This is a genomic window from Streptomyces sp. SCSIO 30461 (assembly GCF_037023745.1).
GTDB lineage: Bacteria > Actinomycetota > Actinomycetes > Streptomycetales > Streptomycetaceae > Streptomyces.
Genome location: NZ_CP146101.1, coordinates 7,121,288 through 7,144,160 on the forward strand (window position 1 = coordinate 7,121,288; position 22,873 = coordinate 7,144,160).

Here is a 22,873-nt window from a genome sequence, read left to right on the forward strand (position 1 = left end):
CACTCGCCGCGCGGGAGGCAGGGCGTCAGTCGTCCAGGACGGAGAGATCCTGCCGGGCCCCGGGTACCTGAACCATGCCGCGGTCGTCGGGGAGGGTCTGGACCGTGAACATCTCGATCCCGCCCTGCGGCAGCATCAGGGTGCGCGCCACGTGCACGGGCCCGCCCGACTGGGGTTCGACGGTCAGGGCGTACGCGCCCTTGAGCCCGGACGGCACCGGCGGGGCGACCGCCAGCGTCGTACCCGCCTTCACCGTGTAGGTCTGTGTCGTCTGCCCGCCCGCCTCGGTCCCGGCGGACGCCGTGACTTTGACCGTGGCGGTGGCGGTCGGTGCCGTCAGGGACAGCACCGAGCCCTTGGCACGGTTGTCGGCCACCGAGGCGCGCTCCGTCACGGGTGCCGTCGCCGGGAGGAAGGCGATCTCCTGCTTGTCGCCCTTGCCCCGGGTGACCTGGAGCGCGGCGACGACGGGGACCGCCTTGCCGTTGCCCGAAGGGCTGAGCAGCAGCGAGCCGGGCTCCCCCTTGGTGACGTCCTTCAGGTCGAGGGAGGCGGTCATGCCCGACTTCACCCGCAGACCCTCGGCCCCGGCCGGGGTGATCGTGCCCGACGAGGTGGCGAGCCGCAGCTTCAGGTCGGCGTCGTCGTCACCCGGTGCGAAGACCACCAGGCGTACGGACGTGGCGTCCCTGGGGATGCCGGGAAGCACCAGCGTGCTCGACGGGTCGGCGGACGCGGGCAGCCAGTCGCTGCCGGTCGTGTCGCCCGCCCCGCGCACCGCGGCGCCGACCCGGCCGGTCCTGGTGGTGACGTGCACGGTCACGTCCTCCGCCTTGTCCGCCGTCAGGGTCGGCAGCAACACAGGGACGCTGCCGCCGGCCGGTACCGGGATGCCGTCGGTCAGCTGGGACTTGAGGGCGCCGTCCTTGCCGTAGAGCTCGATGTCGGCGACGGCGGCTGTGTCGTCGGGGTTGGTGAGGTGCACATAGTCCTGCCGGTCCTTGGCGAGGCTGGCGCCGGGGAACCAGAAGTCGGTGTCGGGCGCGGTGCAGCTGATGCCGAGCACCCCGCGTCCGCTGCCCGCGAGGACCGTGGTGGTCTGCTGGGTCGTCCAGCCCGGGGCAAGACGGCCGGTCGCGGTGCCGACCAGGGCGGGTGAGTCGCCGCCGGACTCCTTGGCGGCGACCGGCTTGCCGGGCTCCTTGAGGGCGATCACCGGCTTGCCTGCCTTGCCGGTGGCGGGCTGCTTCTCGGCCTTCTCGGTGCCCTTCTTCTTGCCGTCCGTCTGCGCGGCGTCCTGAATCGCGTCCTTGAGCGTCGACACGGCCGGTAGGAGTGCTGCCGCGGAGCGCGCGTCCGTGTCGGCCGCGGCACCGGCCGGGGTGAACGAGGTGTACGCGGTCTCCGCGACGTCCGATGTACTCGGCGCCGGGCACAGCAGGCTCGTACGCTCGACCGGCAGCCGGGCCGAGGCCCCCGTCGCGGCAGCCGCCGCACCTCCGCCGTCGGGTGCGGTGAGCGCGGCGAGGCCGGTGGCGGCGGCGAGAGCGGTGACGGCCGCGCAGAGAGAGAGTGTCGTGCGGTTCACTGGTTACTGCTCCCGTCGGGACGCTGCTCGGTCTCATAGCCGTACGGGTCGTACGGAGCGTTCCGGTACGGGTCGTACGGCTGTTGCGGCTGCTGCCCGTACTGCTGCTGCTCCGGCACGTAACCCTGCCCGCCGTACGGGTCGTACGGCTGGTACGGCTGCTGCCCGTCGTAGGTCTGCCCGCCGGCGTATCCGTACGCCTGCTCGTCGTACGGGTACGGCATCCCGGTGTTCTCGTGGCTCTCGTCGTCGCCCTGCCGCTGGTACGGAACCGCCGCACACGGCTCGGGCTCGGGCGCGAACTCCGGATCCGGATCGGGCTCGACCGCGGCCTCGGCTTCCGACGTCGCCTGCGCCCGCAGCCTGCGCGCCCGGCGCCCTTCGCCTTCCACCGGCTCGGCGGGCACCGCGGCCTCCTCTTCCGGCAGGTCGTCGTCGATCTCCCGCCGCCTGCCGGGCAGAGCCAGCACCACCAGTACGACGGCGAGCAGGCCCTGGGTCCAGAGCCAGGCGGTGCGGGTGACAGGCTCCTCGTACACGAGGTCCAACCTGCCTCCCTCGGCGGGGAGTTCGAAGCCCTGAGCCCAGCCGTCGACCGTCGTCTTCGGCAGGGTACGGCCGTTGAGGGTGGCCTGCCAGCCGTCGTCGGCGCGGTCCGCGATACGCAGCACCCGGCCCTCGGCTCCCTTGGGGATGTCGGTGTGAGCCTCCACCGGGCCCGCGGCCACCGGCACCGGCTCCGCCGCGTCGGCACCGGCCGCGGCAGTCCCGTCCGCACCGGCCGCCTGTGCCGCCTTGTCCGCGTCGCCGTTCACGATGACGGCGCGCGCGATCTGGCGGTCCACCCGCCACAGCGCGCTGCCGTCGAGCTGGCTGAGGCGGTAGAGACCGGGCGTGGCGTCCAGAACGCGGCCGAACCGGCGCGGCGCTCCGTCCCGTACGAGCACGTACCGGATGGCGAATCCGCTGAGTTGGCTGGTCTGGTCGGCTCCGGACCCGGCGACGAGCCGGGCGACGATCTTGTCGAGCCGGGCGTCGCTCCCGCCCGCCTGCGCCAGCTCGGCGTCACCGAGGCGGGCGCCCGAACCGCGGACCAGGCTGTACGACACCTGGTCGGGCGAACTGCCGCCGAGCACGAGGGTGCGCGACTGGTCGCGCGTGTCGCTCTCCTCGGCGACGAACGCGGGCACCTGCACCGGGTCGCGGCGCTCCAGCGGCCCTGCGGCCCCGCTGACCATCCAGTTCACTGCTGCGAGCAGCGGAGCCACCCCCGCCACGATCGCGATGAGGCCCGCGGTCGGCTGACGCCAGCCGAAGGACTGGGCGGCGACCCGCTCCCGTACGCCCTCGGCGCCCATCACGGCGGCGGCCAGCAGGGCGATTCCGTAGACCAGGGTGGCCGGTCCGGCCCAGCCGGATCCGTTGGCGAAAGCGGCGAACACCAGGCCGGTGAGGGCGATGCCCCAGGCGGTGCGGATGGCGTGCCGCCGCTCTTCGCGGAGCAGGGCGGCCAGCGCGGCCAGCACGATGCCGATCAGGACCAGGCCACCGAGGGTCTTGGGGCCGCCCGGGCTGATGCCGAGCAGATCCAGCGCTCCGGCCGCACCGGGCCCGAGGTCGAGACCCGCTTCCCGGAAGAAGCCGGCGGGGGCGCTCAGCAGGGACAGCGACCAAGGGGCGAGGACCAGCAGAGGGGTGCCGACGACTGCGAGGGAGCGCAGGGCGTACGCGGTGAGGTCGGCGCGGCGCAGCACGAGAGCGGAGACTGCGAGCACGAGAGCGATCGGCCAGACGATCGGCGTGAAGGCCATCGCGAAGGTCAGCAGCAGGGCATAGGCCCAGGTGGCGCGCCAGCTGCCGAGGGCGCGGTCCGCACCGCTCGTACCGCCGGCGAATCCGTACGCCGCCAGCTTCGCGCGGGCGATCAGCGGCAGCACCACCACGAGCACGGCGGTGCCGAGCCGCCCAGTGGCCAGCGCACCGGTCGCCGCGGGCAGGAAGGCGTAGGCGACGGCGGCCCAGGCACGGAGCAGCCGGGACTCGACGAGCGACCGGGAGGCGAAGTACGCCGTCACTCCGGCGAGCGGAACCGAGCAGACCAGCAGCAGGGTCAGGCTGAGGCCGGTGGAGCCGAGCAGCAGTCCCGACAGCACGGCGAGGATCGCGAGGTACGGGGGCGCCGCCTGGGTTCCGCCGGTCCCGAGTGGATGCCATGCGTCGGCGTAGCGTCCCCACAGCTCCGACACCGAATCCGGGGTCGGGAGCAGCGCGCCGCCCGCGAGTGCCCCGCCGGTGAGCAGCCCGCGGCAGGCGACGAGCGACACCAGCAGCAGCACGGCGAAGAGGACGGGCCCGGGTTTGCGGGCGATCCGCTTGAGCCGGGCGAACTGCTCGATCTCCAGGAAGTCCGCGTCATCGCCACCGGGTCCGGACTCCACGGCGCCGTGCCGTGAACCCGATGACGTCGGCGCGTCGGACGAGCGGCCGGCGCCGAGGCTGCTCGCGATCTGTTCGGCTGTGGCGCGGATGGTGGCGCCAGGCGGCGGGAAGAGCGGCCTGAGGTCGGCCGGGTGCACCGCGGGCTTTCGGCGCCTGCGCCGCGCGGCGAGGATCCGCCCAGGGCGCAGCAGGGTGCCGAAGAGGCCCATCACCTCGTCGACGGCCTGGCCGGGGGCCTTGCCGACGAGATAGGCGAGGGTGCGCAGGAGGGTGCCGACCACGAGCCGCAGCAGCACGAAGGGGACGGCGCGGCCTCGGGCATTGGCCAGCAGGGTGTAGACGGCGCCGGCCTTGTCCACCCGATGGGGCGAGGCGCCCTGGCGCGCGAAGGGGATCGAGGGACCGGTCCCTGAAGAGGAGGGACGGCCGTCCTTCGGCTGCCGCGAGAAGGAACGCCCGGCGCAGTCGACGGTCCGGCGCTCGCGCGCGGCAGCCTCCGCGTGGCGCAATACGGCGCTGGGGGCGACCAGGACGCGGTGGCCGGCGGCATGGGCGCGCCAGCACAGGTCGACGTCGTCGCGCATGAGGGGCAGACGGCGGTCAAAGCCGCCGAGCTCCTCCCATACATCGCGTCGGACGAGCATGCCCGCCGACGAGACGGAGAGGACGGTGCGGACCTGGTCGTGCTGGCCCTGGTCCTGCTCGCGGCGGTCGAGACCGGTCCACCGGCGACCGCTGTTGGCGATGGAGACACCGGCTTCGAGCAGCTGCTTGCGGTCGTACCAGCCGCGCAGCTTGGGTCCGATGATCGCCGCGTACGCGTCGGAGTCGGCGACGCGCAGCAGTTCGGCGAGCGCGTCGGGCGCCGGGGCGCAGTCGTCGTGGAGCAGCCAGAGCCACTGGACGGGCTCGCCGTACGGCAGTTCCGGCATGTCGTACGTGTCGTCGCGCCAGGTCCTGGTGGCCGGGTCCCAGCCGCTGGGCCGCTTCAGATAGGGCAGGTCGTCGGGGGTGGGCGAGCCCGCCGTACGGACGGCTTCGTCCACGGCGGCGCCGAAGCCCGAGCGGCGCGCGAGATGCAGTACCCGTTCGGCACCGAGCGCTTCGGTGAGCAGCCGCGCGGAGTCGTCGGCGCTGCCCGTGTCGGCCGCGACGAGGTTCTGTACCGGGCGTTCCTGGCCGAGCAGCCCGGTGAGCGCGTCCGGCAGCCAGCGGGCACCGTCGTGTGAGACGAGGACGGCGGTGACGACGTGCTTCGGGAACTCGGGTGGGGTGGTGGGAACGAGCACAGGTGGGGTGGCGGACATCGAGGTACGGGCCCTCCGGCCGGGGTCACCCCGCAAGGGGGCGCTGAAGCGTCTGGGACGGGCCCCCACACTAACGCTAGGAAAAGTCGGTGGAGCCCCGAGCGCTGCGATGGAGGGTCCGCGGAAGGTCGGGGTGTGGCCGGTCCGCACCGGTCCACATCGGTCCGTGTCAGCCCATGTCCGTCTGCGCAGGGCTGCGCCAGTCCGCAGCGGTCGGCGCCAGTCCGCATTCGGTCAGATAGCAGCCTTCTTCAGTCGGCGCCGCTCACGCTCGGACAGACCTCCCCAGATTCCGAATCGCTCGTCATTGGCCAGGGCGTACTCAAGGCATTCGGAACGGACTTCACAGGCCAAGCAGACCTTCTTGGCCTCGCGAGTGGAACCGCCCTTCTCCGGGAAAAAGGACTCAGGGTCGGTCTGGGCGCACAACGCGCGCTCCTGCCAGCCGAGTTCCTCTTCCGCGTCTTCGACCAGCAGTTGTTGGAACAGCTCGGTCATGTGCGCCCCTCGTCTGTCTTTGCGTCCCCGTGAAGCGGCCGTTACCGATTTCGGCCGAACGACACGAGTGAAATTACAAGTGTGTGGATCCGGGCCAGTCAAGCCGAGATCTGCTATTGCGCCCCGTATTCACCCTGCGGAACCAAGGCCATGCGGAAAGTGTGTAAATCATAAGAAATAAGACATCCTCTATCGCCTCATCCACACCCTCCACTCCGCCACCTCTCCCCTCCTCAACGAGCCCTCGGAGAGCCGGTATGCACCGATCCCTTCGAAAAGGAGGACGCCGGAGTGTTCGACCTTGTTGCGATCCGGCCACACAAGCGATCCGGATCACAGTCCGATCACGAAGATCCGGCGATGTTTGGGAGTGCGACTGCTGCGCCATGTCTCCGGCCGCACCCACGCACAAACCTTTCTCCGAGCGGAGTAACCGGATGAGGTGAATCATTACCCCCAAATCGGTCATTGAGTTGACATCCTGGCTCCGGTTGGCCACCTTGGAGGACATGCCAGCGACCGCAGCGCCTCACGCGACCCACCTCCGTGGGTTCCGCCGCGCTGCCCTGACTCGCTGTTGCTGTTCCAGCTGTTGATGCCCCAGCGCTCCGGCTCCACCTCCCCGACTCGCCGCTTCGCGGGCTCTGCGGGATTCGCGACACCCCAGCTCTGACTGCTCTTCTCTTCTCAGCCGAGGAACCACCGCACCCCATGAACAGCAACAGCGACGTCCAGATCGCAGGCGACATCCTCGAGGTCCAGCACCTCCTCCAGCCCGCACGGGAGCACCCCGCGACCGTGGCCGAGTTCGTCGGGCTCGCCCGCTCCATCACCGCCGACCGTGGCCAGTGGGCCCATCTGGTCCGATACGACGCCACCACCCGCTGGTACCACCGGCTGCGCACCGGCCCCGGCTACGAGGTCTGGCTGCTCTCCTGGGTGCCGGGACAGGGCAGCGGACTGCACGACCACGGCCGGTCATCCGGTGTGCTGACCGTCCTGGACGGCGAGTTGGCGGAGCGCACCGCCACAACGACGCGCACCTTGGCACCCGGGGCACAGCGGGTTTTCGCACCCGGATATGTGCACGAGGTGGTCAACGACTCGCTCGAACCGGCCGTGAGCCTGCATGTGTACTTCCCCGGGCTCACCGAGATGCCGATGCACACCGCGGCCCACTGCACGTCCGCCCGGCAGGCCCCCGTCACCGCCTGATCGAAGCCGCGGCCGATCACCACCCCCGTCGGCGCCGACCGGGCACTGACACACTGTCCCCATGCGCATTGTGGTTCTGGCCGGCGGTATCGGCGGTGCTCGTTTTCTCCGAGGTCTCAAGGCGGCGGCGCCCGAAGCCGAGATCACGGTCATCGGCAACACCGGTGACGACATCCATCTGTTCGGGCTGAAGGTCTGCCCCGATCTCGACACGGTGATGTACACGCTCGGCGGCGGCATCAACGAGGAGCAGGGTTGGGGTCGCGAGGACGAGAGCTTCCAGGTCAAGAGTGAGCTCGCGGCCTATGGAGTGGGCCCCGAGTGGTTCGGCCTCGGCGACCGTGACTTCGCCACCCATATCGTCCGTACCCAGATGCTGGGCGCGGGATATCCGCTCAGCGCCGTCACCGAGGCGCTGTGCGCGCGGTGGCAGCCGGGTGTGCGCCTGCTGCCGATGTCGGACGACCGGGTCGAGACCCATGTCGCCATCGAGGCGGACGGCGAGCGCAAGGCGATCCACTTCCAGGAGTACTGGGTCAGGCTCCGGGCCTCCGTGGACGCCCACGCGATCGTGCCGGTCGGAGCCGAGCAGGCCAAACCCGCGCCCGGAGTACTGGAGGCGATCGAGGCCGCCGATGTGATCGTCTTCCCGCCGTCCAATCCGGTGGTCAGCATCGGGACGATCCTCGCGGTGCCCGGCATCAGGGAGGCGATCGCGGACGCGGGCGTACCCGTGGTGGGCCTGTCCCCCATCGTCGGCGACGCGCCGGTGCGCGGCATGGCCGACAAGGTGCTCGCGGCCGTCGGGGTCGAATCCACCGCCGCCGCCGTGGCCGGGCACTACGGCTCAGGGCTGTTGGACGGCTGGCTGGTCGACACGGTGGACGCAGGGTCCGTGGCCGAGGTCGAAGCGGCCGGTATCCGTTGCAAGGCCGTGCCGCTGATGATGACGGACATCGACGCGACCACGGCGATGGCCCGGGAGGCTCTGGCGCTCGCGGCGGAGGTGCGCGCATGACGACGCCCGCGTCGCCGACGGATCCTTCCTCGCCGTCCAGCACCCTTCCGGCGCCGGCCGCGGGATCTCCGGCGTCACCGTCGTACCGTGTCTGGGCGCTGCCCGGCATTCCGGAAGTGCGGGCCGGCGATGACGTCGCCAAGCTGATCGCGGCCACCGAACCGGGCCTGGCCGACGGTGACGTGCTGCTCGTCACCTCCAAGATCGTGAGCAAGGCGGAGGGCCGCGTCCTCGCCGCCGGCGACCGGGAGGCCGCGATCGACGCGGAGACCGTCCGGGTCGTAGCGCGCCGCGGAGGCCTTCGCATCGTGCAGAACCGGCAGGGCCTGATCATGGCCGCGGCCGGGGTCGACGCCTCCAACACCCCCTCCGGAACGGTACTGCTGCTGCCCGATGACCCGGATGCCTCCGCCGAGCGCATCCGGGAGGGGCTGCGGGACACCCTCGGGGTCGAGGTCGGTGTCGTCATCACCGACACCTTCGGGCGGCCTTGGCGCACCGGGCTCACCGATGTCGCCATCGGAGCGGCGGGCGTACGGGTGCTCGACGACCTGCGCGGCGGAGTCGACGCCCATGGGAACCCGCTGAGTGCCACGGTGGTCGCCACGGCCGACGAACTGGCCTCGGCCGGTGACCTGGTCAAGGGCAAGACCGCCGGATTGCCGGTGGCCGTGGTGCGCGGGCTCCGGCATGTGGTGGCGGGGCACGGCGAACGGGCCGAAGGTGCACGGGCGCTGGTGCGGGTCGCCGCCGACGACATGTTCCGACTCGGCACGTCGGAGGCCGTGCGGGAAGCGGTCACACTGCGCCGGACCGTACGGGCCTTCACGGACGAACCGGTGGATCCCGGCTCCGTGCGGCGGGCGGTCGCCGCCGCAGTGACCGCTCCGGCACCCCATCACACGACACCCTGGCGCTTCGTGCTGCTGGAGTCCGCCGAGGCGCGGGAACGGCTGCTCGACGCGATGCGGGACGCCTGGATCGCGGATCTGCGACGGGACGGCAAGTCGGAGGAGTCGATCGCCGGGCGGATCAAGCGCGGCGATGTGCTGCGCCGTGCTCCGTACCTGGTGGTGCCGTGCCTGGTGATGGACGGCTCGCACACCTACGGCGACGAGCGCCGGGACACGGCGGAACGCGAGATGTTCGTCGTCGCGACCGGTGCCGGGGTGCAGAACTTCCTGGTGGCGCTCGCTGGCGAGGGCCTCGGCTCGGCGTGGGTGTCATCGACGATGTTCTGCCGCGAAGTGGTGCGTGAGGTGCTCGACCTGCCCGCGCACTGGGACCCGATGGGCGCGGTGGCCGTGGGACGTGCGGCGGAGCCGCCGAAGGACAGGCCGGGGCGCGACGCGGAGATGTTCATCAGCGTGCGGTGAGGTCCCCGCGGCCGGGTTCACCGGCTCAGCCGCCGTCGTGGCCGGCATCGGACCGCTGCCATGACCGGGACCAGGGCTGTCGTGACCGGCGTCAGAGGGGCCCGATGTCCCCGCGCGGCATCCTCGGCTGCCGGCGCGCCGGGGTGCGCCCGCTCAGCAGGATCAGCCGGGTGGCGCGGTGCCGCTGGCCCGCGTACGGCTCCAGCAGCGCAAGCATCGCGGCATCGTCGGCGTCCCGGTCGCCGGCGAGAGCGTGGCCGACGATACCGGGAAGGTGCAGGTCCCCGACGGTGACGGCGTCGGGTGCGCCGTTGCTGCGCTGGATGGTCTCGGCACTGGTCCAGGGGCCGATGCCGGGGATCAGCTCCAGTCGGGCCTGGGCCTGCTCCGGAGGCATCGCGGCGGCCTCCTCCATACGCCGGGCGACCCGTACGGCACGCAGGATGGTGGCGGCGCGCTTGTCGTCCACACCCGCGCGGTGCCACTCCCAGGACGGGATGAGGGCCCAGGTACGCGGCTGCGGCATCACGGCCATGCGGTCGGGCGCGGGTCCCGGTGCGGGCTCACCGTACTTCCGTACGAGCAGCCGCCAGGCACGGTAGGCCTCGTCGGCGGTGACCTTCTGCTCCAGGATCGACGGGATCAGGGATTCCATGACCAGGCCCGTGGCGGTCAGCCGCAGCCCCGGGCGGCGGTGTCGGCTGACCGCGACAAGGCGGTGGCGCGGCTCGAAGGCGTCAGGGTCGTCGGAACCGCCGAGCAGGGCGGGGAGCTGTTCCAGCAGCCATTCGGCTCCCGGACCCCAGGCTTCGGCGCGCACCGCGCCGTCACGGGCGGCGACCCGCAGGGTGCCGGGACCCGCCGGGGTGAGGCTGGCACGCCACACCGACCCGTCAGGTGTGGTGCGGAACGTGGGATCGGCGGGGCCGCGGCGCAGCGGGCCGAGCACCAGTCCGAGGTCGAGCGGGCCGGGCGGCACATAGCGCCGCTCCCGGCCTCCTGACGCCGATGTTCCGGAACCCGAACTCGGGCAGCACCCCGATTCCGACGATGCCCCTGGCCCGGCTCCCGTAGCCCTGGCCGTCGGCACCGCCACCTCGCCACCGCGCGTGGTGGCGCGGGTGACGGGGGTACGGGGGGCGAAACGTCCAGCCACGGATCGGGTCCTCGGGGCGTCGGGTCTGCTGGGCTGTCGGGCTTCCTTCGAGGCTACTGGTCCGAGGAGAAGCGGACCGCGCCCGCGGGCAGTGTGGTGTCGCACCACACCCGCACGCCCTCGCGCAGTTCGTTGTCCGGACCGATGACCGCACCGTCCCCGACGACCACGCCGGACAGCACCGAGCGGGCGCCCACCCGCGCTCCGGCGCCGATCAGCGAGTCCGTGACGACCGCCCCCGCTTCGATGACGGCGCCGTCCAGGATCGTGCTGCCGCTGACCCGCGTGCCTTCGCCGACGGACGCGCCGTCGCCGACGACCGTGCCACCGGTGAGTTTGGCGTCCGACGCGACGGTGGCCGTGGGCAGCACCAGCCGCTCACCGTGACGTCCGGGAACTGCGGGAGACGGGGCACTGCCGAGCACCAGATCGGCGGAGCCTCGTACGAACGCCTGAGGGGTTCCCAGGTCCAGCCAGTACGTGGAGTCGACCATGCCCTGCAGATGCGCCCCCGCCGCCAGCAGCTCGGGGAAGGTCTCACGTTCGACGGAGACCGGGCGGCCGGTCGGGATGCCGTCGATGACCGAACGGCGGAAGACATAGGCACCCGCGTTGATCTGGTCGGTGACGATCTCCTCGGGCGTCTGCGGCTTCTCAAGGAAGGCCGTCACCCGCCCCTGCCCGTCCGTGGGGACCAGGCCGAAGGCCCTCGGGTCGGCGACCCGGGTCAGATGGAGTGAGACATCCGCCCCGGTGCGCTCGTGAGTGTCCACCAGAGCCCTGATGTCGAGCCCGGTGAGGATGTCCCCGTTGAAGATCAGCACCGGCTCGTCGGGGCCGGACCGCAGCCGCGAGGCCACGTTCCGGATCGCTCCGCCGGTGCCGAGGGGCTCCACCTCGGTCACGTACTCCAGTTCAATGCCCATGGACGAGCCGTCGCCGAAGTACGGCTCGAAGACCTCCGCGAGGTACGACGTGGCGAGCACGATGTGCTCGACGCCGGCCGCGCGCGCCCTGGCAAGCTGATGGGTCAGGAACGGCACTCCGGCCGCCGGAACCATGGGCTTGGGCGTGTTCACGGTGAGCGGGCGCAGCCGGGTGCCTTTGCCGCCGACCAGGAGGATCGCTTCTTGGGCCTGGGTCAATTGCCTTCTCTGCTTCCTGTTCCTGCTGGGGCTGGGGCTGTTCGTGCGTATGACCCGTCAGTGTATGCAGCCTGTTCGTACATATGTGTGCGGCGGTGCGGTGATACGCGTACGGACGTACGAGCGAACGACCCAGCAGGCGTACTGAGGTGCGATTCTGCGGTTCTACGGGGTGCCCTGGCGCCTCCGGCAGCTCAGAGGTCGCAGGCGGCTCAGCGCCCCTGAAGCCTCGCCGCCGTGGTGCGCACCGTGGCGAGCTTGCTGTAGAGCCGGGCGCCGGGGCAGTCCGTGGCGAACCCGTCGCGGTGCCCTGAGATGACGTTGAGCTTGGCCTTGGTGCCCTTCGGGAATTTGTTGCCGCCACCCGACGTGAGCAGTGTCGTGCCCTTGGGGTTCGCCCCGAACAGCCCCAGCTTCCAGGCGGTGAGCCGGGCGATCGCGTTCACCGAGGCGGTGGACGGCTGGGCCGAGCTGAAGGTGCCGATGACCGCGATGCCCATGCTGTCGGTGTTGAACCCGAGCGTGTGCGCGCCCATGACCGCCTTGGTCACACCACCGGCGCGCCCCTCGTAGATGTTTCCGCACTTGTCGATCACGAAGTTGTAGCCGATGTCCCGCCAGCCGCTGCTGACCACGTGGTAGCGGTAGATCCCGCGGATGACGGAGGGCGCCTGGGCACAGGTGTACGTGTTGCCTGTCGCAGTGTGGTGCACAAACGCCGCTTTGACTGTTTTCGAGTAGATGAACTGCGGTTCCCGGAGCGACTCGTCCGCTCCCCAGCCCTTGCGGGTGACGATGGCGGGACGCGGGCCGATATAGGTCTTGAGCACGCTCGCGTCTTCCAGGGCCCCGGCTTCGCTCTGCGTCCCGTCCTTGTCCAGAGCGGGAATCAGATCGGCGCCCAGCGGCGCGAGATCGGCGTTGACGGCGGTGGCGGCTGCTGCTGCGGGCGACATCGCCGCGAGCCGGGCGGCCTCGGCGGCGGCCTCCTGGCCGGGCACCGCGAGCTCCTCCTCACCGGCGAGGGGATCCAACAGCGACTCGACCACGGTCTCGGGGAGGGGCGCTACGGCCGAGGGGTTACCGGGCTGCGTCGCGGGGTTGCCGGGCTGTGCTGCGGGAATGCCCGGCTGCACCGCGGGACCGCCGGGCCGTGTGGCGGATACGGTGCCGTCCCCCGGCGCCGGACCGACCGAGCCGCCCGCCCCCTGCGCCCTCTCCGCAGCCGCCGCCGTCTCCGGCCCCTGCCCCGGGTCGACGAGCTCCACGCGCAATCCCGACGGCAGTGCCGGCGACCGGTCACGCAGCGTCCCGGCGACGGCCCCGACATCCGCCGCTCCGGAGGCGCTCCGCTCCGGAATCACCCGGACCTCCACGCCGTCCGAAGCACCGACCCACAGCGGCGCCGTCGCTCCGTGGACCCGGCCGCCTCCGGCTCGCTCCATCGAGCCCGGGTCGGCACCGTGCTGGTGGTCGTCCGCTTCGAGCGCCTGCCACCCGGTCCATGAACCGGATCCCACGGCCCGGGTGCGGACCTGGACCGCACCGTGCAGCACCACGTCGGGGTCGTCCCAGACCACCCCGAGCAGCGAGAACGGCTGGACATCGCTCGGCGCGAGACCCTGCGCCTCGGCTGTGTCACCCGCCCGCTCCACACCGGGGATACGGGACAGCGGCAGGGACTGGGTGGAGCCCAGCGGCTCCGACAGCGGCAGGTCGGACGCAGCGGCGGCAGCCGTACCCGACTCCAGCACGAGAACGGGAAGCACGAGCGCGGCGGTGCACGCGACGCTGATCGAGGAAGCAAGGAAGGCACGCATGAGCACGATCTTTGAGCGCGTCACCCGCCCTCGCCGCCCGGGAAAATGACGGATCGTTGGCCCGACCGTGGGCGTCGTCGCCATGAAGGCCGGGCCCTCCCCGACGGCGCGGCGTACCCTTGCGCGGGTGAACCCCAGCGACCGCACCCCCGCCGACCTGCTGCGATCCGCCTTCAAGGCCGACCAGGCACGCCCCTTGGTCACCTTCTACGACGACGCCACCGGTGAACGCGTCGAATTGTCCGTCGCGACCTTCGCCAATTGGGTGGCCAAGACGGCCAACCTGCTCCAGGACGGGCTCTCCGCCGAACCCGGCCAGCGGGTGGCGCTGCTGCTGCCAGCGCACTGGCAGAGCGCGGTATGGCTACTCGCCTGTGCTTCCGTCGGCGTGGTGGCGGACGTGGGCGGCGCGCCCGAGACGGCCGATCTGGTGGTGAGCGGCCCCGAGACGCTGGACGCGGCCCGCGCCTGCCCCGGGGAACGGGTGGCTCTCGCGCTGCGCCCGCTCGGCGGCCGGTTCCCGCAGCCGCCCAAGGGCTTCACCGACTACGCGGTGGAGGTCCCCGGCATGGCCGACCTCTTCCATCCTTACGAGCCGGTCGACCCGGACGCACCCGCGCTCGCCGTCGCCGGCGGTGCGGAACTGACAGGCGCCCGGCTCGTGGAGCGCGCCCGGACGGATGCCGGACGGCTCGGCCTGACCGCCGGCTCCCGACTGCTGTCCGGACAGGCGTACGACACCTGGGAGGGACTGTCCCACGGTCTGTACGCACCGCTCGCCGCAGGCGGCTCGGTGGTCCTGTGCCGCAACCTGGACCAGTTGTCCCCGGAGGAGCTGGAGAAGCGCGTGGAGAGCGAGCGGGTCACCCACCGCGCCCTGTGAGGCGCACCGGGTCCACCCGTACGGCGCACCGGCCCCCCGGGCCCACAGGCCGGAGCGCCGGGTCCGGGACATGATCGGCGGTACGTACGTACGGAGAACGACCGCGAGGATGGTCCCACGTGACGGACAGCGCCGGCCCGCCCACCGAACCGGAGGACGACAAGTCGGCCGCGGCTGCCGCGGACGGCTCGACCCGCCCTGCCGCGGACGGCTCCGGACCCGTCCCGCCGGCACCGCCGGCAGCTCCGCCACTGCCGGCACCGCTGGAGGCGGCCCCGGGAGTGCCGGGCATCCCACCGGTGGGGTCCGACCGCCCGGCCGAACCGCTGCTGGCGCCCCCGGTGCCGCTGTTCGGCCCATCGGACATCGCCCCGTCCGGATTCGGCACCGCCCGCGTCGGCCCTGGAGGCGCCGGGGCGGGGATCGGTTCGGCGCGTGTGGGCGCCGCCCGGATCAGGCGCCTGGGGATCCGTCCGGCTGCTGGTCCCGGCCTCGGGGGTGACGACCACAGCGGATCCGGAGGTTCGGGCGGCTCGGGAGGGTCCGGAGGTTCGGGCGGCTCGGGAGGTTCGGGCGGCTCCGGAGGTTCGGGCGGCTCCGGAGGTTCGGGCGGCGACGGCTTCGGCGGGGCCGGGCATGAACCCGACCCCGGACCCGGCCCCCGCAGGCGCCATCGGCTGCGCTGGGCCGCCCTCAGCGTCTCCGTGGTCGTGCTCGCTGTCTCCTCCGTCAGCTGGTGGCTCTACCGGAAGCTCGACAGCAACATCACCACCGACCTCACCGCGGCGGAGGAGCTGGCCCGCTACGAGAAGGAGCGACCGCTGTCCACCGCCCACGGCGCGCTCAATCTTCTGCTCATCGGCTCCGACACCCGGGTCGGCTCCGGGAACCGCACGTACGGCAGGACCAAGGGCCAGCGGTCCGACACCACGATCCTGCTGCACCTGGCCCGGGACCGGCGCAGCGCGACCGCCGTCTCCGTGCCCCGCGACCTGATGGTGACCATCCCGAGCTGCCGTACGCCCGGTGGCACCCGTACCGCCTACCAGGTCGCGCAGTTCAATTCGGCCTTCTCGCTCGGGGGCGCGGCCTGCACGATCCGCACGGTCGAGCGCCTCACCGGCATCCGCGTCGACCACCACATGGTGGTCGACTTCCGAGGTTTCAAGGACATGGTCGACGCTGTCGACGGGGTCACGATCTGCCTGAAGAAGCCCGTCGACGACCAGGACGCGCACCTCAAGCTGAAGGCGGGCAGGCAGACCCTCAACGGAGAGCAGGCCCTCGGCTTCGTACGTGCCCGCAAGACGCTCGGCAACGGAAGCGACACCGAACGCATGGGCAGGCAACAGCAGTTCCTCGGCGCCCTCGTCAACAAGGTGCAGAGCGACGGGGTACTGCTCAACCCGACGAAGCTCTACCCGGTGCTGGACGCGGCGACCAAGTCGATCACGACGGATCCGGGACTGAACTCGCTGAAGGACCTCTTCGACCTCACCAGGGCCCTGCGGAACGTGCCCATGAACCGGGTGCGGTTCCTGACCGTGCCGCGCCAGCCGTATGCGCAGGACCCCAACCGCGACGCACTGGTGGAGCCGAAGGCGAGTCAGCTCTTCGATCGGCTGCGCGAGGACCAGCCCGTGGTGGTCGCCCCCTCCAGGACATCGAGCACCGATCCGAGCGACTCGACCGCGGAGAGTGACCAGAATCAGGACGGTACGGGCTCCGCCGCCAACCCGAGCGCGACCCCGACATTCACCGGCAGCAGCGCCGCTTCCGGCGGCTGCGTGTGACATTTCGGCTGCCGCGAGTAAAGCGACAGCCAAGGCCTCACTCACCGTCTATGAGGTTTGGGCAAATTGCCCGGTTATAAGGTGCGTGGAATTTGTCACGGACGTCGCCCGGCGCTGAGCTGGGCGGATAGTGTGACGCGATCCGGTAAGCGAAAGCTGCGAAGTCACCGACAACCGGATCGAGAAACCGAGCGTCTTCAGGGGGGAGAGACGCCTCGCGTGGCACCGACGGAGGACGCAAACAACCGTGGACGCGCAGAGCCGTGGCCGGGCGGACGACATCGATCCCGCCGACCAGTGGGTACTGAACCCGCAGACGGGCAATTACGAATTGCGACTGGACCGCTCCGCAGGGCATTCGGTCGGCGCCCCCCGCTCCGACGGCGCTCCGTCGAGAGCCGGCGATCGTGTCGGCGCCACCCGCACCGCCACTTCCCGGACGGGCGCTCCCGGCAGGTCGGACGTCCCCGGGCAGCGGACCCGCCGGTCCGCCCGTGGCGCGGGCGCTCCGGGCGGCGCCGACGGCGGCACACACGCCGGTGGCCCCGGACGCCGCAAGCGCAAGCAGCGCAAGAGCCCCAAGAAGAAGGTGCTGCTGTGGACCGGCGGCACGCTCGCGCTGCTGATGGTCTGCACGGTCGGCGCCGGATACCTGTACTACGAGCACCTGAACTCCAACATCACATCCATCTCGGACGACGGGGCGGGCACCGGAGGCTTCAGTCCCGACCGGGCGATCAACATCCTGCTGATCGGCACGGACAAGCGCACCGGTGAGGGCAACAGCGGCTACGGCGACAAGGACAGCCCCGGCCACGCGGACACCACGGTGCTGCTGCATGTCTCCAAGGACCGTGGGAACGCGACCGCGTTGAGCATCCCCCGCGACCTGATCACGGACATCCCGAACTGCGAGACCACGCAGGAGGACGGCTCCGTCAAGGACATCCCCGGGTCGCAGGGCGTCCGGTTCAATGTGAGCCTCGGCCAGTCCGGCCGCACCCCGAGCTGCACCATGCGCACGGTCACGAAGATCACCGGCATACAGCTCGACCACTTCATGGTGGCCGACTTCAACGCCGTGAAGACCCTGACGTCGGCCGTCGAAGGGGTGCCGATCTGCCTGGCGAAGCCGGTCAACGACAAGGAGTCCGGACTCGACCTGCCCGAGGGCGAGCACGTCATCGAGGGCGAGCAGGCGCTCGCGTTCGTCAGGACCCGGAAGTCCTTCGGGAACAGCGGCGACCTCGACCGCATCAAGGTGCAGCAGCAGTTCCTCAGCGGGCTGATGCGCAAGCTGAAGTCGAACGACACCCTCACCAGCCCCACCAAGCTGTTCAAGCTCGCGGAGGCCGGAACCAAGGCGCTGACCGTCGACAACAAGATCAGCGACATCGGCAGGCTCCGCGACCTCGGTCTGGAGCTCGGCAAGTTCGACATGAAGAACCTGTCGTTCACCACCGTGCCCGTCCTGGACAACCCTGACGAGCCGGTGGGCCGCAAGGCGACCGTCGTCCTCAACGATTCCAAGGCGGAGGAGCTGTTCTCGGCGATCAAGAACGACGTCTCACTCACCGAGGTCGAAGCGCAGAAGAAGAAGGCCGCCAAGACCAAGCAGGACGCGCTCCTCAAGGGAGAGCGGGCCGAGGCGTCGGACGTACGGGTCGATGTCTTCAACGGTGGCGGCCCGGCGGGCTCCGCCCAGCGGACCCTGGACTGGCTGCAGAACTCCGAAGGGGTCCTCAAGTCCAGCAACAAGGGCAACGCACCGACTGATGTCGCAGCGACACAGCTGGCGTACGCGCCCAACCAGGCCGACCAGGCCCGCAAGCTCGCGGACCTGATGGGCCTGCCTGCCTCGGCGCTGAAGCCCGGCACCGAGGACGCCGTAGGCCTTGAGGCGATGACGCTGACCCTCGGTCCCGACTTCAAGGGCGCAGGGGTGCCCGTCAGTGGACCGGCGAAGGCGCCTCAGGTGGAGAAGGTCACGGCGGACAAACAAGTTTGCGCCCAGTGAGCCCGGACGACCGGGCCCCCTGGCGCCTGACATGACTACAGGGGGACCTGGGGTGGTACACAGCGGCGTGCGTGGGGAGGGGACGCGGGAGCGCTTCCCGCACGCGGACGGACAGGACAGCGGGTACGGGCACGCGCAGGGAGGCGGCGAAGACAGCGCCGGCAGATCCGGCGGCGCCGGGGGTTCAAGGGCCGCGGCACGGACCGGCGCCCGGAACCACGGCGCCGGCCCACAACGCGGCCGACGCGGGAAACGCCGGATACTCCGGTGGGTCGCCGCCGTGCTGTCCCTGCTGATACTCGGCACGGCCGGCGCCGGATACCTGTACTACCGCCACCTCAACAACAACATCAAGAAGGACGACCTCAACCTCGGCAGCAACCGGATGGCCGAGCACAGGGCGAACTCCGCCGGCCAGACACCGCTGAACATCCTGCTCATCGGGTCCGACGCGCGTAACTCCAAGGCGAACCAGGAACTCGGCGGAGCGCGGGACACCTTCGACGGGCCGCCGCTCGCCGATGTGCAGATGCTGGTGCACGTCTCCGCCGACCGCAGCAACATGTCGGTGCTCAGCATGCCGCGGGACACCGTGCTGAAGATCCCGGAGTGCACCGAACGCGACACCGGGAAGACCTACAAGGCCACCGGCTGGACGCTCACCAACGAATCCCTCCAGCGCGGCGGTCCCGGCTGCACCGTGGCGACGTGGTACCAGCTCACCGGCATCACCATCGACCACTTCATGATGGTGGACTTCGCCGGCGTGGTCTCGATGGCGGACGCGATCGGCGGCGTGCCGGTCTGTGTCAGGGAGAACGTCGAATCCCGCACCGCGGACGGCAAGGGCTCCGGTCTGAAGCTGGCCAAGGGCACCCATCCGATCAAGGGTGAACAGGCCCTGCAGTGGCTCCGCACCCGGTACGGGTTCGAGGACGGCACCGATCTGGCCCGTACCCACGCCCAGCACATGTACATGAACTCGATGGTCCGCGAGCTGCGCAAGAGCACCAAGCTCACCGACCCGACCAAGCTGCGTGCCCTGGCGGAGGCCGCCACGTCGGCGCTGACCGTGGACAAGGGCCTGGACACCGTGGGGAAGCTCTACGACCTCGCCGAAGAGCTGAAGCTGGTGCCGACCGAGCGCATCACCATGACCACGATGCCGAACTTCTACACCCAGCGGTCCAATTTCGCGGGCAAGGTGGAGCCCAAGCAGCCGGACGCGGAGCAGTTGTTCCGGTCCATACGGGAGGACATCCCGCTGGACGGCAAGGCGTCCAAGCGAAAGACCCCGCCTGTGTCGAACGACTCGGCCGCCCCGAACGCGGAGATCGGGATCCGGGTGAGGAACGGCACGTATACCGATGAACTCGGTGCCGCGAGCGGGCGGGCCACCGAGGTCGCCGGTACGCTCGTGGACAAGGGGTTCACCCGGGCCGGCGCGGACCGGCAGCAAGCCGAGCCGCTGGAGCGCACGGCGGTGTACTTCCCGAGCGCCGAGTTGGAGGGCGACGCACAGGCGGTCGCCAAGTCCCTCGGCATCCCGGTGTCCTCGGTGCGCAAGTCCACGGATGTGTCAGGTGTGACACTGGTGGTCGGGGCCGACTGGCGCGAGGGAAGCACGTATCCGAAGGCGGCGACCACCGACGACGGCAAGGCGCCGAAGTCGGCGCGCCCGCTCAACGGAGCCGACACCACGGCCTGCATGGAGGTGCAGGAAGGTTTCACCTGGTAGCTGCGGCAACGTGATGGTGGCGGGACCCGGGTACGGGCACCCCGGGTCCCGCCGCCGTATGAGGGCGACCGGATACCGCGTACGGGACGCTCAGACGTCGAGTGGCGCGTCCGGCACTGAGTCGCGCACTGCGGGCCTGCGGCTCGCGATGACCTTCCGCGCGAGCGAACGCGGGCTGGTCAGGAAGCCGAAGCCCCACGACATGTGCATGGTGGCAAGCGCCACCGGGATCCGGAGCCTGGCCTTCAACGGCAGACCGCGGCCCGCCGGCAGCGAGCCCGCGACGATCGCCGCGAGATAGCCACCGGGGATGACGAAGCCCAGCGGAGTGAGGGCGGCGCCGACCACGATGCCGGCGGCGATCGCGCACAGGGCCGTAGGCGGGGCGAGGTAGCGCAGGTTGATCGAACCCTGGTGGTAGCGGGCGACGACATGCCGCCAGCGGCCGTAGTCCTTGTACTGCCTGGCCAGTGCTCGGACGCTCGGGCGCGGGCGGTACTGCACCCTCAGCTCGGGCGAGAACCAGATCAGCCCGCCCGCCTCGCGGATGCGGAAGTTCAGCTCCCAGTCCTGGGCGCGGATGAACTCCTCGTTGTAGCCGCCCTGCTGCTCCAGTGCCGCGCGCCGGAAGACCCCCAGATAGACGGTCTCGGCGGGACCGGCCTCACCACCGGTGTGGAAGGCGGCGTTGCCGACGCCGATCTTCGATGTCATCGCGGCGGCGACGGCGCGCTCCCAGTCGCTCTCACCCTCGGCGTGCATGATGCCGCCGACGTTCTGGGCGCCGGTCTCCTCCAGCAGCCGCACGGCGGTCGCGATGTAGTCGGGCGACAGCATTCCGTGGCCGTCGACCCGTACCACCATCGGGTGATGTGACGCCTTGATCGCGGCGTTGAGCGCGGCAGGGGTACGCCCGGTGGGATTGGGCACCGTGTGCACCCGGGAGTCCTCCCGCACGAGCTCCGCGGCGATCTCGTCGGTGCGGTCCGCGGAGGGGCCGAGCGCGATCACCACCTCCATCTCCCCCGCATACTCCTGCTGGAGGATGTGGCGGACGGAATCGCGCAGATGCCGCTCCTCGTTGAGGACCGGCATGATCACGGAGACGGCGGGTGCTGCGGTGGACATGGCTTCCTCGGGGGTCCGGGGATCATTCCGGGGAGACTGCGGCTTCGCACGCCACGTTACCGCGAACGGGCGACACCGGTGCGCGCCGCCCGGTCCGCCTCCCGGTGGCCAAGATCGTATGGGCCTACGGTTCTGAGGATCCCCCGAACGCCCCCGCCCCCGGCCCCAGCGAGGTGCCACTCGTGCCCACACCGCCCCGCTCGCCCCGCCCGAGGCCCGTGGCCCCCGCGCAGCCACCGCGGCGCAGACCACGGGAACGCGGCCCACAGGGTCGTGGCTCACAGGCCGGGACCGCGGCGCGGACAGGAACCCCGGCACGCCGCCCGGACTGGCGGATGCGGGTGGTCACGGGCCTGTCGATGCTGGTACTCGGCGTGGGCGGAATCGGACACGCGCTCGTCTCCGGTGTGGACGGCGGCATCGGCCGGGTCGACCCGTTCAAGGACATGAAGAACCGCCCGGCGGCGGGACGCGGCACGAACATCCTGCTGGTGGGCACCGACGGACGGGACCGGATCACCCCCGCCGAACGCCGCAGGTACCGGCTCGGCGGCGTGCCCTGCCACTGCACGGACACGATCATGCTGGTCCATGTGTCGGAGAACCAGGAGCGGGCGAGCGTGGTGAGCCTGCCGAGGGACACCTTCGTGACGCTCCCCGCCCACACGGACATGACCACCGGACAGCGCCACGGCACCCATTCCGTGAAACTGAACGCGGCGTACGCGGAGGGCGGACCCGCGCTCACGGTGAGCACGGTCGAACGCATCACCAAGCTCAAGGTCGACCACTACCTGGAGATCGACTTCACCAGCTTCATGAAGACGGTGGACGCGGTCGGCGGAGTGCGGATCTGCACCGCCCGGCCGCTGAAGGACACGTACACCGGTCTGGACCTGCCGGCCGGCACCCACGAGCTGGACGGCGGCAAGGCTCTGCAGTATGTGCGCTCACGGCATGTCGACGGAGCAGCCGACCTCGGCAGGATGCAGCGTCAGCAGCGCTTCATGGCGGCGCTGATCCAGCAGGCGACCAGCAGCGGCGTGCTGCTGAACCCCGTGAAGTTCCGCCAGGTCAGCCAGGCGATGCTGCAGTCGGTGCGGGCCGACCGGGCCTTCGGCGCCGATCAGATGCTGGCTCTCGGCAGCACGATGCGCGACTTCACGCCCGCCTCGTCGGAGTTCACCTCGGTGCCGGTGCGGAACACCAGTCACCCGATCAAGGGCATCGGTTCGACGGTGCAGTGGGACCCGGTGAAGGCGGAGGCGCTCTTCAGCGCGCTGCGCGAGGACAAGCCCCTGTCACCGCCCGGATCCGCGGACAGGCGCCACGGCACGGCGAAGGCGCTGGTCGACGTGCCACCAGCACAGGTCCGCGTGCAGGTCTACAACGGCACCAGCATCGACGGACTCGGTGCCCGCGTGGACGCCGGTCTGCGCGCGACCGGTTTCACCACCAGCGGCAGACCTCGCAACAGCGGCGCCCGCCACGACGTACGCCGCACGGTCGTGCTGTACGACCCCCGCTGGGACCGCTCGGCGCACACCCTGGCCGCCGCGCTGCCGGGCAGCGAGCTGCGCCCGGTGAAGAACCAGGGGCCCACGCTGCGGGTGCTTGCGGGCACGGACTTCACCAAGGTCACCCCCGTGCGGGCGGAGTCGGCCCTGACGGGGCGCGGGGCGTTCGGGACGACGACGGGTGACGAGGCGGTGTGCCCCTGACCGGCGTCGCGAGGGCGGGCGCCGCTGAGAC

General features: G+C 71.0%; 15 protein-coding genes. 8 read left to right on the forward strand and 7 right to left on the reverse strand.

The annotated features are described in order from the left end of the window. Window positions 1–25: 25 nt before the first annotated feature. The 3 genes from V1460_RS31930 to V1460_RS31940 form a co-directional block, all read right to left on the reverse strand. Window positions 26–1,588, reverse strand: coding sequence for a DUF5719 family protein (locus V1460_RS31930; protein ID WP_338677074.1), 1,563 nt, complete (start codon window positions 1,586–1,588; stop codon window positions 26–28). Then, window positions 1,585–5,334 carry a glycosyltransferase family 2 protein gene (locus tag V1460_RS31935; RefSeq protein ID WP_338677075.1) on the reverse strand — a complete coding sequence of 1,250 codons (3,750 nt, stop codon included), beginning with the start codon at window positions 5,332–5,334 and terminating at the stop codon, window positions 1,585–1,587. The genes V1460_RS31930 and V1460_RS31935 overlap by 4 nt, the downstream gene beginning before the upstream one ends. 234 nt (window positions 5,335–5,568) lie before the next feature. Then, complete coding sequence (locus V1460_RS31940) at window positions 5,569–5,832, reverse strand: WhiB family transcriptional regulator (protein WP_030742398.1); 264 nt, start codon at window positions 5,830–5,832, stop codon at window positions 5,569–5,571. 711 nt (window positions 5,833–6,543) lie between these two features. Here V1460_RS31940 and V1460_RS31945 point away from each other — a divergent pair. From V1460_RS31945 to V1460_RS31955, 3 genes are all read left to right on the forward strand, one after another. Further along, entirely contained in the window at window positions 6,544–7,047 is a 504-nt protein-coding gene (locus V1460_RS31945; protein ID WP_338677076.1) for a cysteine dioxygenase family protein, read from the forward strand. A 61-nt stretch (window positions 7,048–7,108) separates the two neighbouring features. Then, window positions 7,109–8,065, forward strand: coding sequence for a 2-phospho-L-lactate transferase (gene cofD, locus V1460_RS31950; protein WP_338677077.1), 957 nt, complete (start codon window positions 7,109–7,111; stop codon window positions 8,063–8,065). Next, window positions 8,062–9,441, forward strand: coding sequence for a coenzyme F420-0:L-glutamate ligase (locus V1460_RS31955; protein WP_338677078.1), 1,380 nt, complete (start codon window positions 8,062–8,064; stop codon window positions 9,439–9,441). The genes cofD and V1460_RS31955 overlap by 4 nt, the downstream gene beginning before the upstream one ends. Before the next feature lie 91 nt (window positions 9,442–9,532). On the opposite strand, the gene V1460_RS31960 is transcribed toward V1460_RS31955, so the two are convergent. The 3 genes from V1460_RS31960 to V1460_RS31970 form a co-directional block, all read right to left on the reverse strand. Continuing rightward, entirely contained in the window at window positions 9,533–10,597 is a 1,065-nt protein-coding gene (locus V1460_RS31960) for a DNA-3-methyladenine glycosylase 2 family protein (RefSeq protein WP_338677079.1), read from the reverse strand. Window positions 10,598–10,650: 53 nt separating this feature from the next. Next, the gene (locus V1460_RS31965) at window positions 10,651–11,742 is read right to left on the reverse strand and encodes an NDP-sugar synthase (RefSeq protein ID WP_338677080.1); all 1,092 of its coding nucleotides are present in this window, start codon (window positions 11,740–11,742) and stop codon (window positions 10,651–10,653) included. Window positions 11,743–11,954: 212 nt separating this feature from the next. After that, entirely contained in the window at window positions 11,955–13,562 is a 1,608-nt protein-coding gene (locus tag V1460_RS31970; RefSeq protein WP_338677081.1) for a peptidoglycan recognition protein, read from the reverse strand. A 127-nt stretch (window positions 13,563–13,689) separates the two neighbouring features. Between V1460_RS31970 and V1460_RS31975 the strand changes: the two genes are divergently transcribed. The 4 genes from V1460_RS31975 to V1460_RS31990 all read left to right on the forward strand — a co-directional run bounded on the left by V1460_RS31975 (window position 13,690) and on the right by V1460_RS31990 (window position 19,993). Continuing rightward, window positions 13,690–14,445, forward strand: a complete 756-nt coding sequence (locus V1460_RS31975) for a TIGR03089 family protein (protein WP_338677082.1) — start codon at window positions 13,690–13,692, stop codon at window positions 14,443–14,445. A gap of 437 nt (window positions 14,446–14,882) precedes the next feature. After that, window positions 14,883–16,238 carry an LCP family protein gene (locus V1460_RS31980; protein ID WP_407077643.1) on the forward strand — a complete coding sequence of 452 codons (1,356 nt, stop codon included), beginning with the start codon at window positions 14,883–14,885 and terminating at the stop codon, window positions 16,236–16,238. 247 nt (window positions 16,239–16,485) lie between these two features. Further along, window positions 16,486–18,255, forward strand: coding sequence for an LCP family protein (locus tag V1460_RS31985; protein WP_338677084.1), 1,770 nt, complete (start codon window positions 16,486–16,488; stop codon window positions 18,253–18,255). A 31-nt stretch (window positions 18,256–18,286) separates the two neighbouring features. After that, window positions 18,287–19,993: an LCP family protein gene (locus V1460_RS31990; protein WP_338677085.1), complete on the forward strand. Its 1,707-nt coding sequence runs from the start codon at window positions 18,287–18,289 to the stop codon at window positions 19,991–19,993. Between the two features lie 90 nt (window positions 19,994–20,083). On the opposite strand, the gene V1460_RS31995 is transcribed toward V1460_RS31990, so the two are convergent. Continuing rightward, window positions 20,084–21,121 (reverse strand): glycosyltransferase family 2 protein, encoded by a 1,038-nt coding sequence (locus V1460_RS31995; RefSeq protein ID WP_338677086.1) that lies wholly within the window; start codon window positions 21,119–21,121, stop codon window positions 20,084–20,086. Between the two features lie 335 nt (window positions 21,122–21,456). Between V1460_RS31995 and V1460_RS32000 the strand changes: the two genes are divergently transcribed. Then, window positions 21,457–22,842, forward strand: a complete 1,386-nt coding sequence (locus tag V1460_RS32000) for an LCP family protein (protein WP_338677087.1) — start codon at window positions 21,457–21,459, stop codon at window positions 22,840–22,842. Window positions 22,843–22,873 lie beyond the last annotated feature (31 nt).

What these genes read in the sequence shown, in the direction of transcription:
- V1460_RS31935 (WP_338677075.1), bottom strand. Translation starts at nt 5,334, where the DNA reads ATGTCCGCCACCCCACCTGTGCTCGTTCCCACCACCCCACCCGAGTTC.
- V1460_RS31940 (WP_030742398.1), bottom strand. Translation starts at nt 5,832, where the DNA reads ATGACCGAGCTGTTCCAACAACTGCTGGTCGAAGACGCGGAAGAGGAA.
- V1460_RS31945 (WP_338677076.1), top strand. Translation starts at nt 6,544, where the DNA reads ATGAACAGCAACAGCGACGTCCAGATCGCAGGCGACATCCTCGAGGTC.
- cofD (WP_338677077.1), top strand. Translation starts at nt 7,109, where the DNA reads ATGCGCATTGTGGTTCTGGCCGGCGGTATCGGCGGTGCTCGTTTTCTC.
- V1460_RS31955 (WP_338677078.1), top strand. Translation starts at nt 8,062, where the DNA reads ATGACGACGCCCGCGTCGCCGACGGATCCTTCCTCGCCGTCCAGCACC.
- V1460_RS31970 (WP_338677081.1), bottom strand. Translation starts at nt 13,562, where the DNA reads ATGCGTGCCTTCCTTGCTTCCTCGATCAGCGTCGCGTGCACCGCCGCG.
- V1460_RS31990 (WP_338677085.1), top strand. Translation starts at nt 18,287, where the DNA reads ATGACTACAGGGGGACCTGGGGTGGTACACAGCGGCGTGCGTGGGGAG.
- V1460_RS31995 (WP_338677086.1), bottom strand. Translation starts at nt 21,121, where the DNA reads ATGTCCACCGCAGCACCCGCCGTCTCCGTGATCATGCCGGTCCTCAAC.
- V1460_RS32000 (WP_338677087.1), top strand. Translation starts at nt 21,457, where the DNA reads ATGCGGGTGGTCACGGGCCTGTCGATGCTGGTACTCGGCGTGGGCGGA.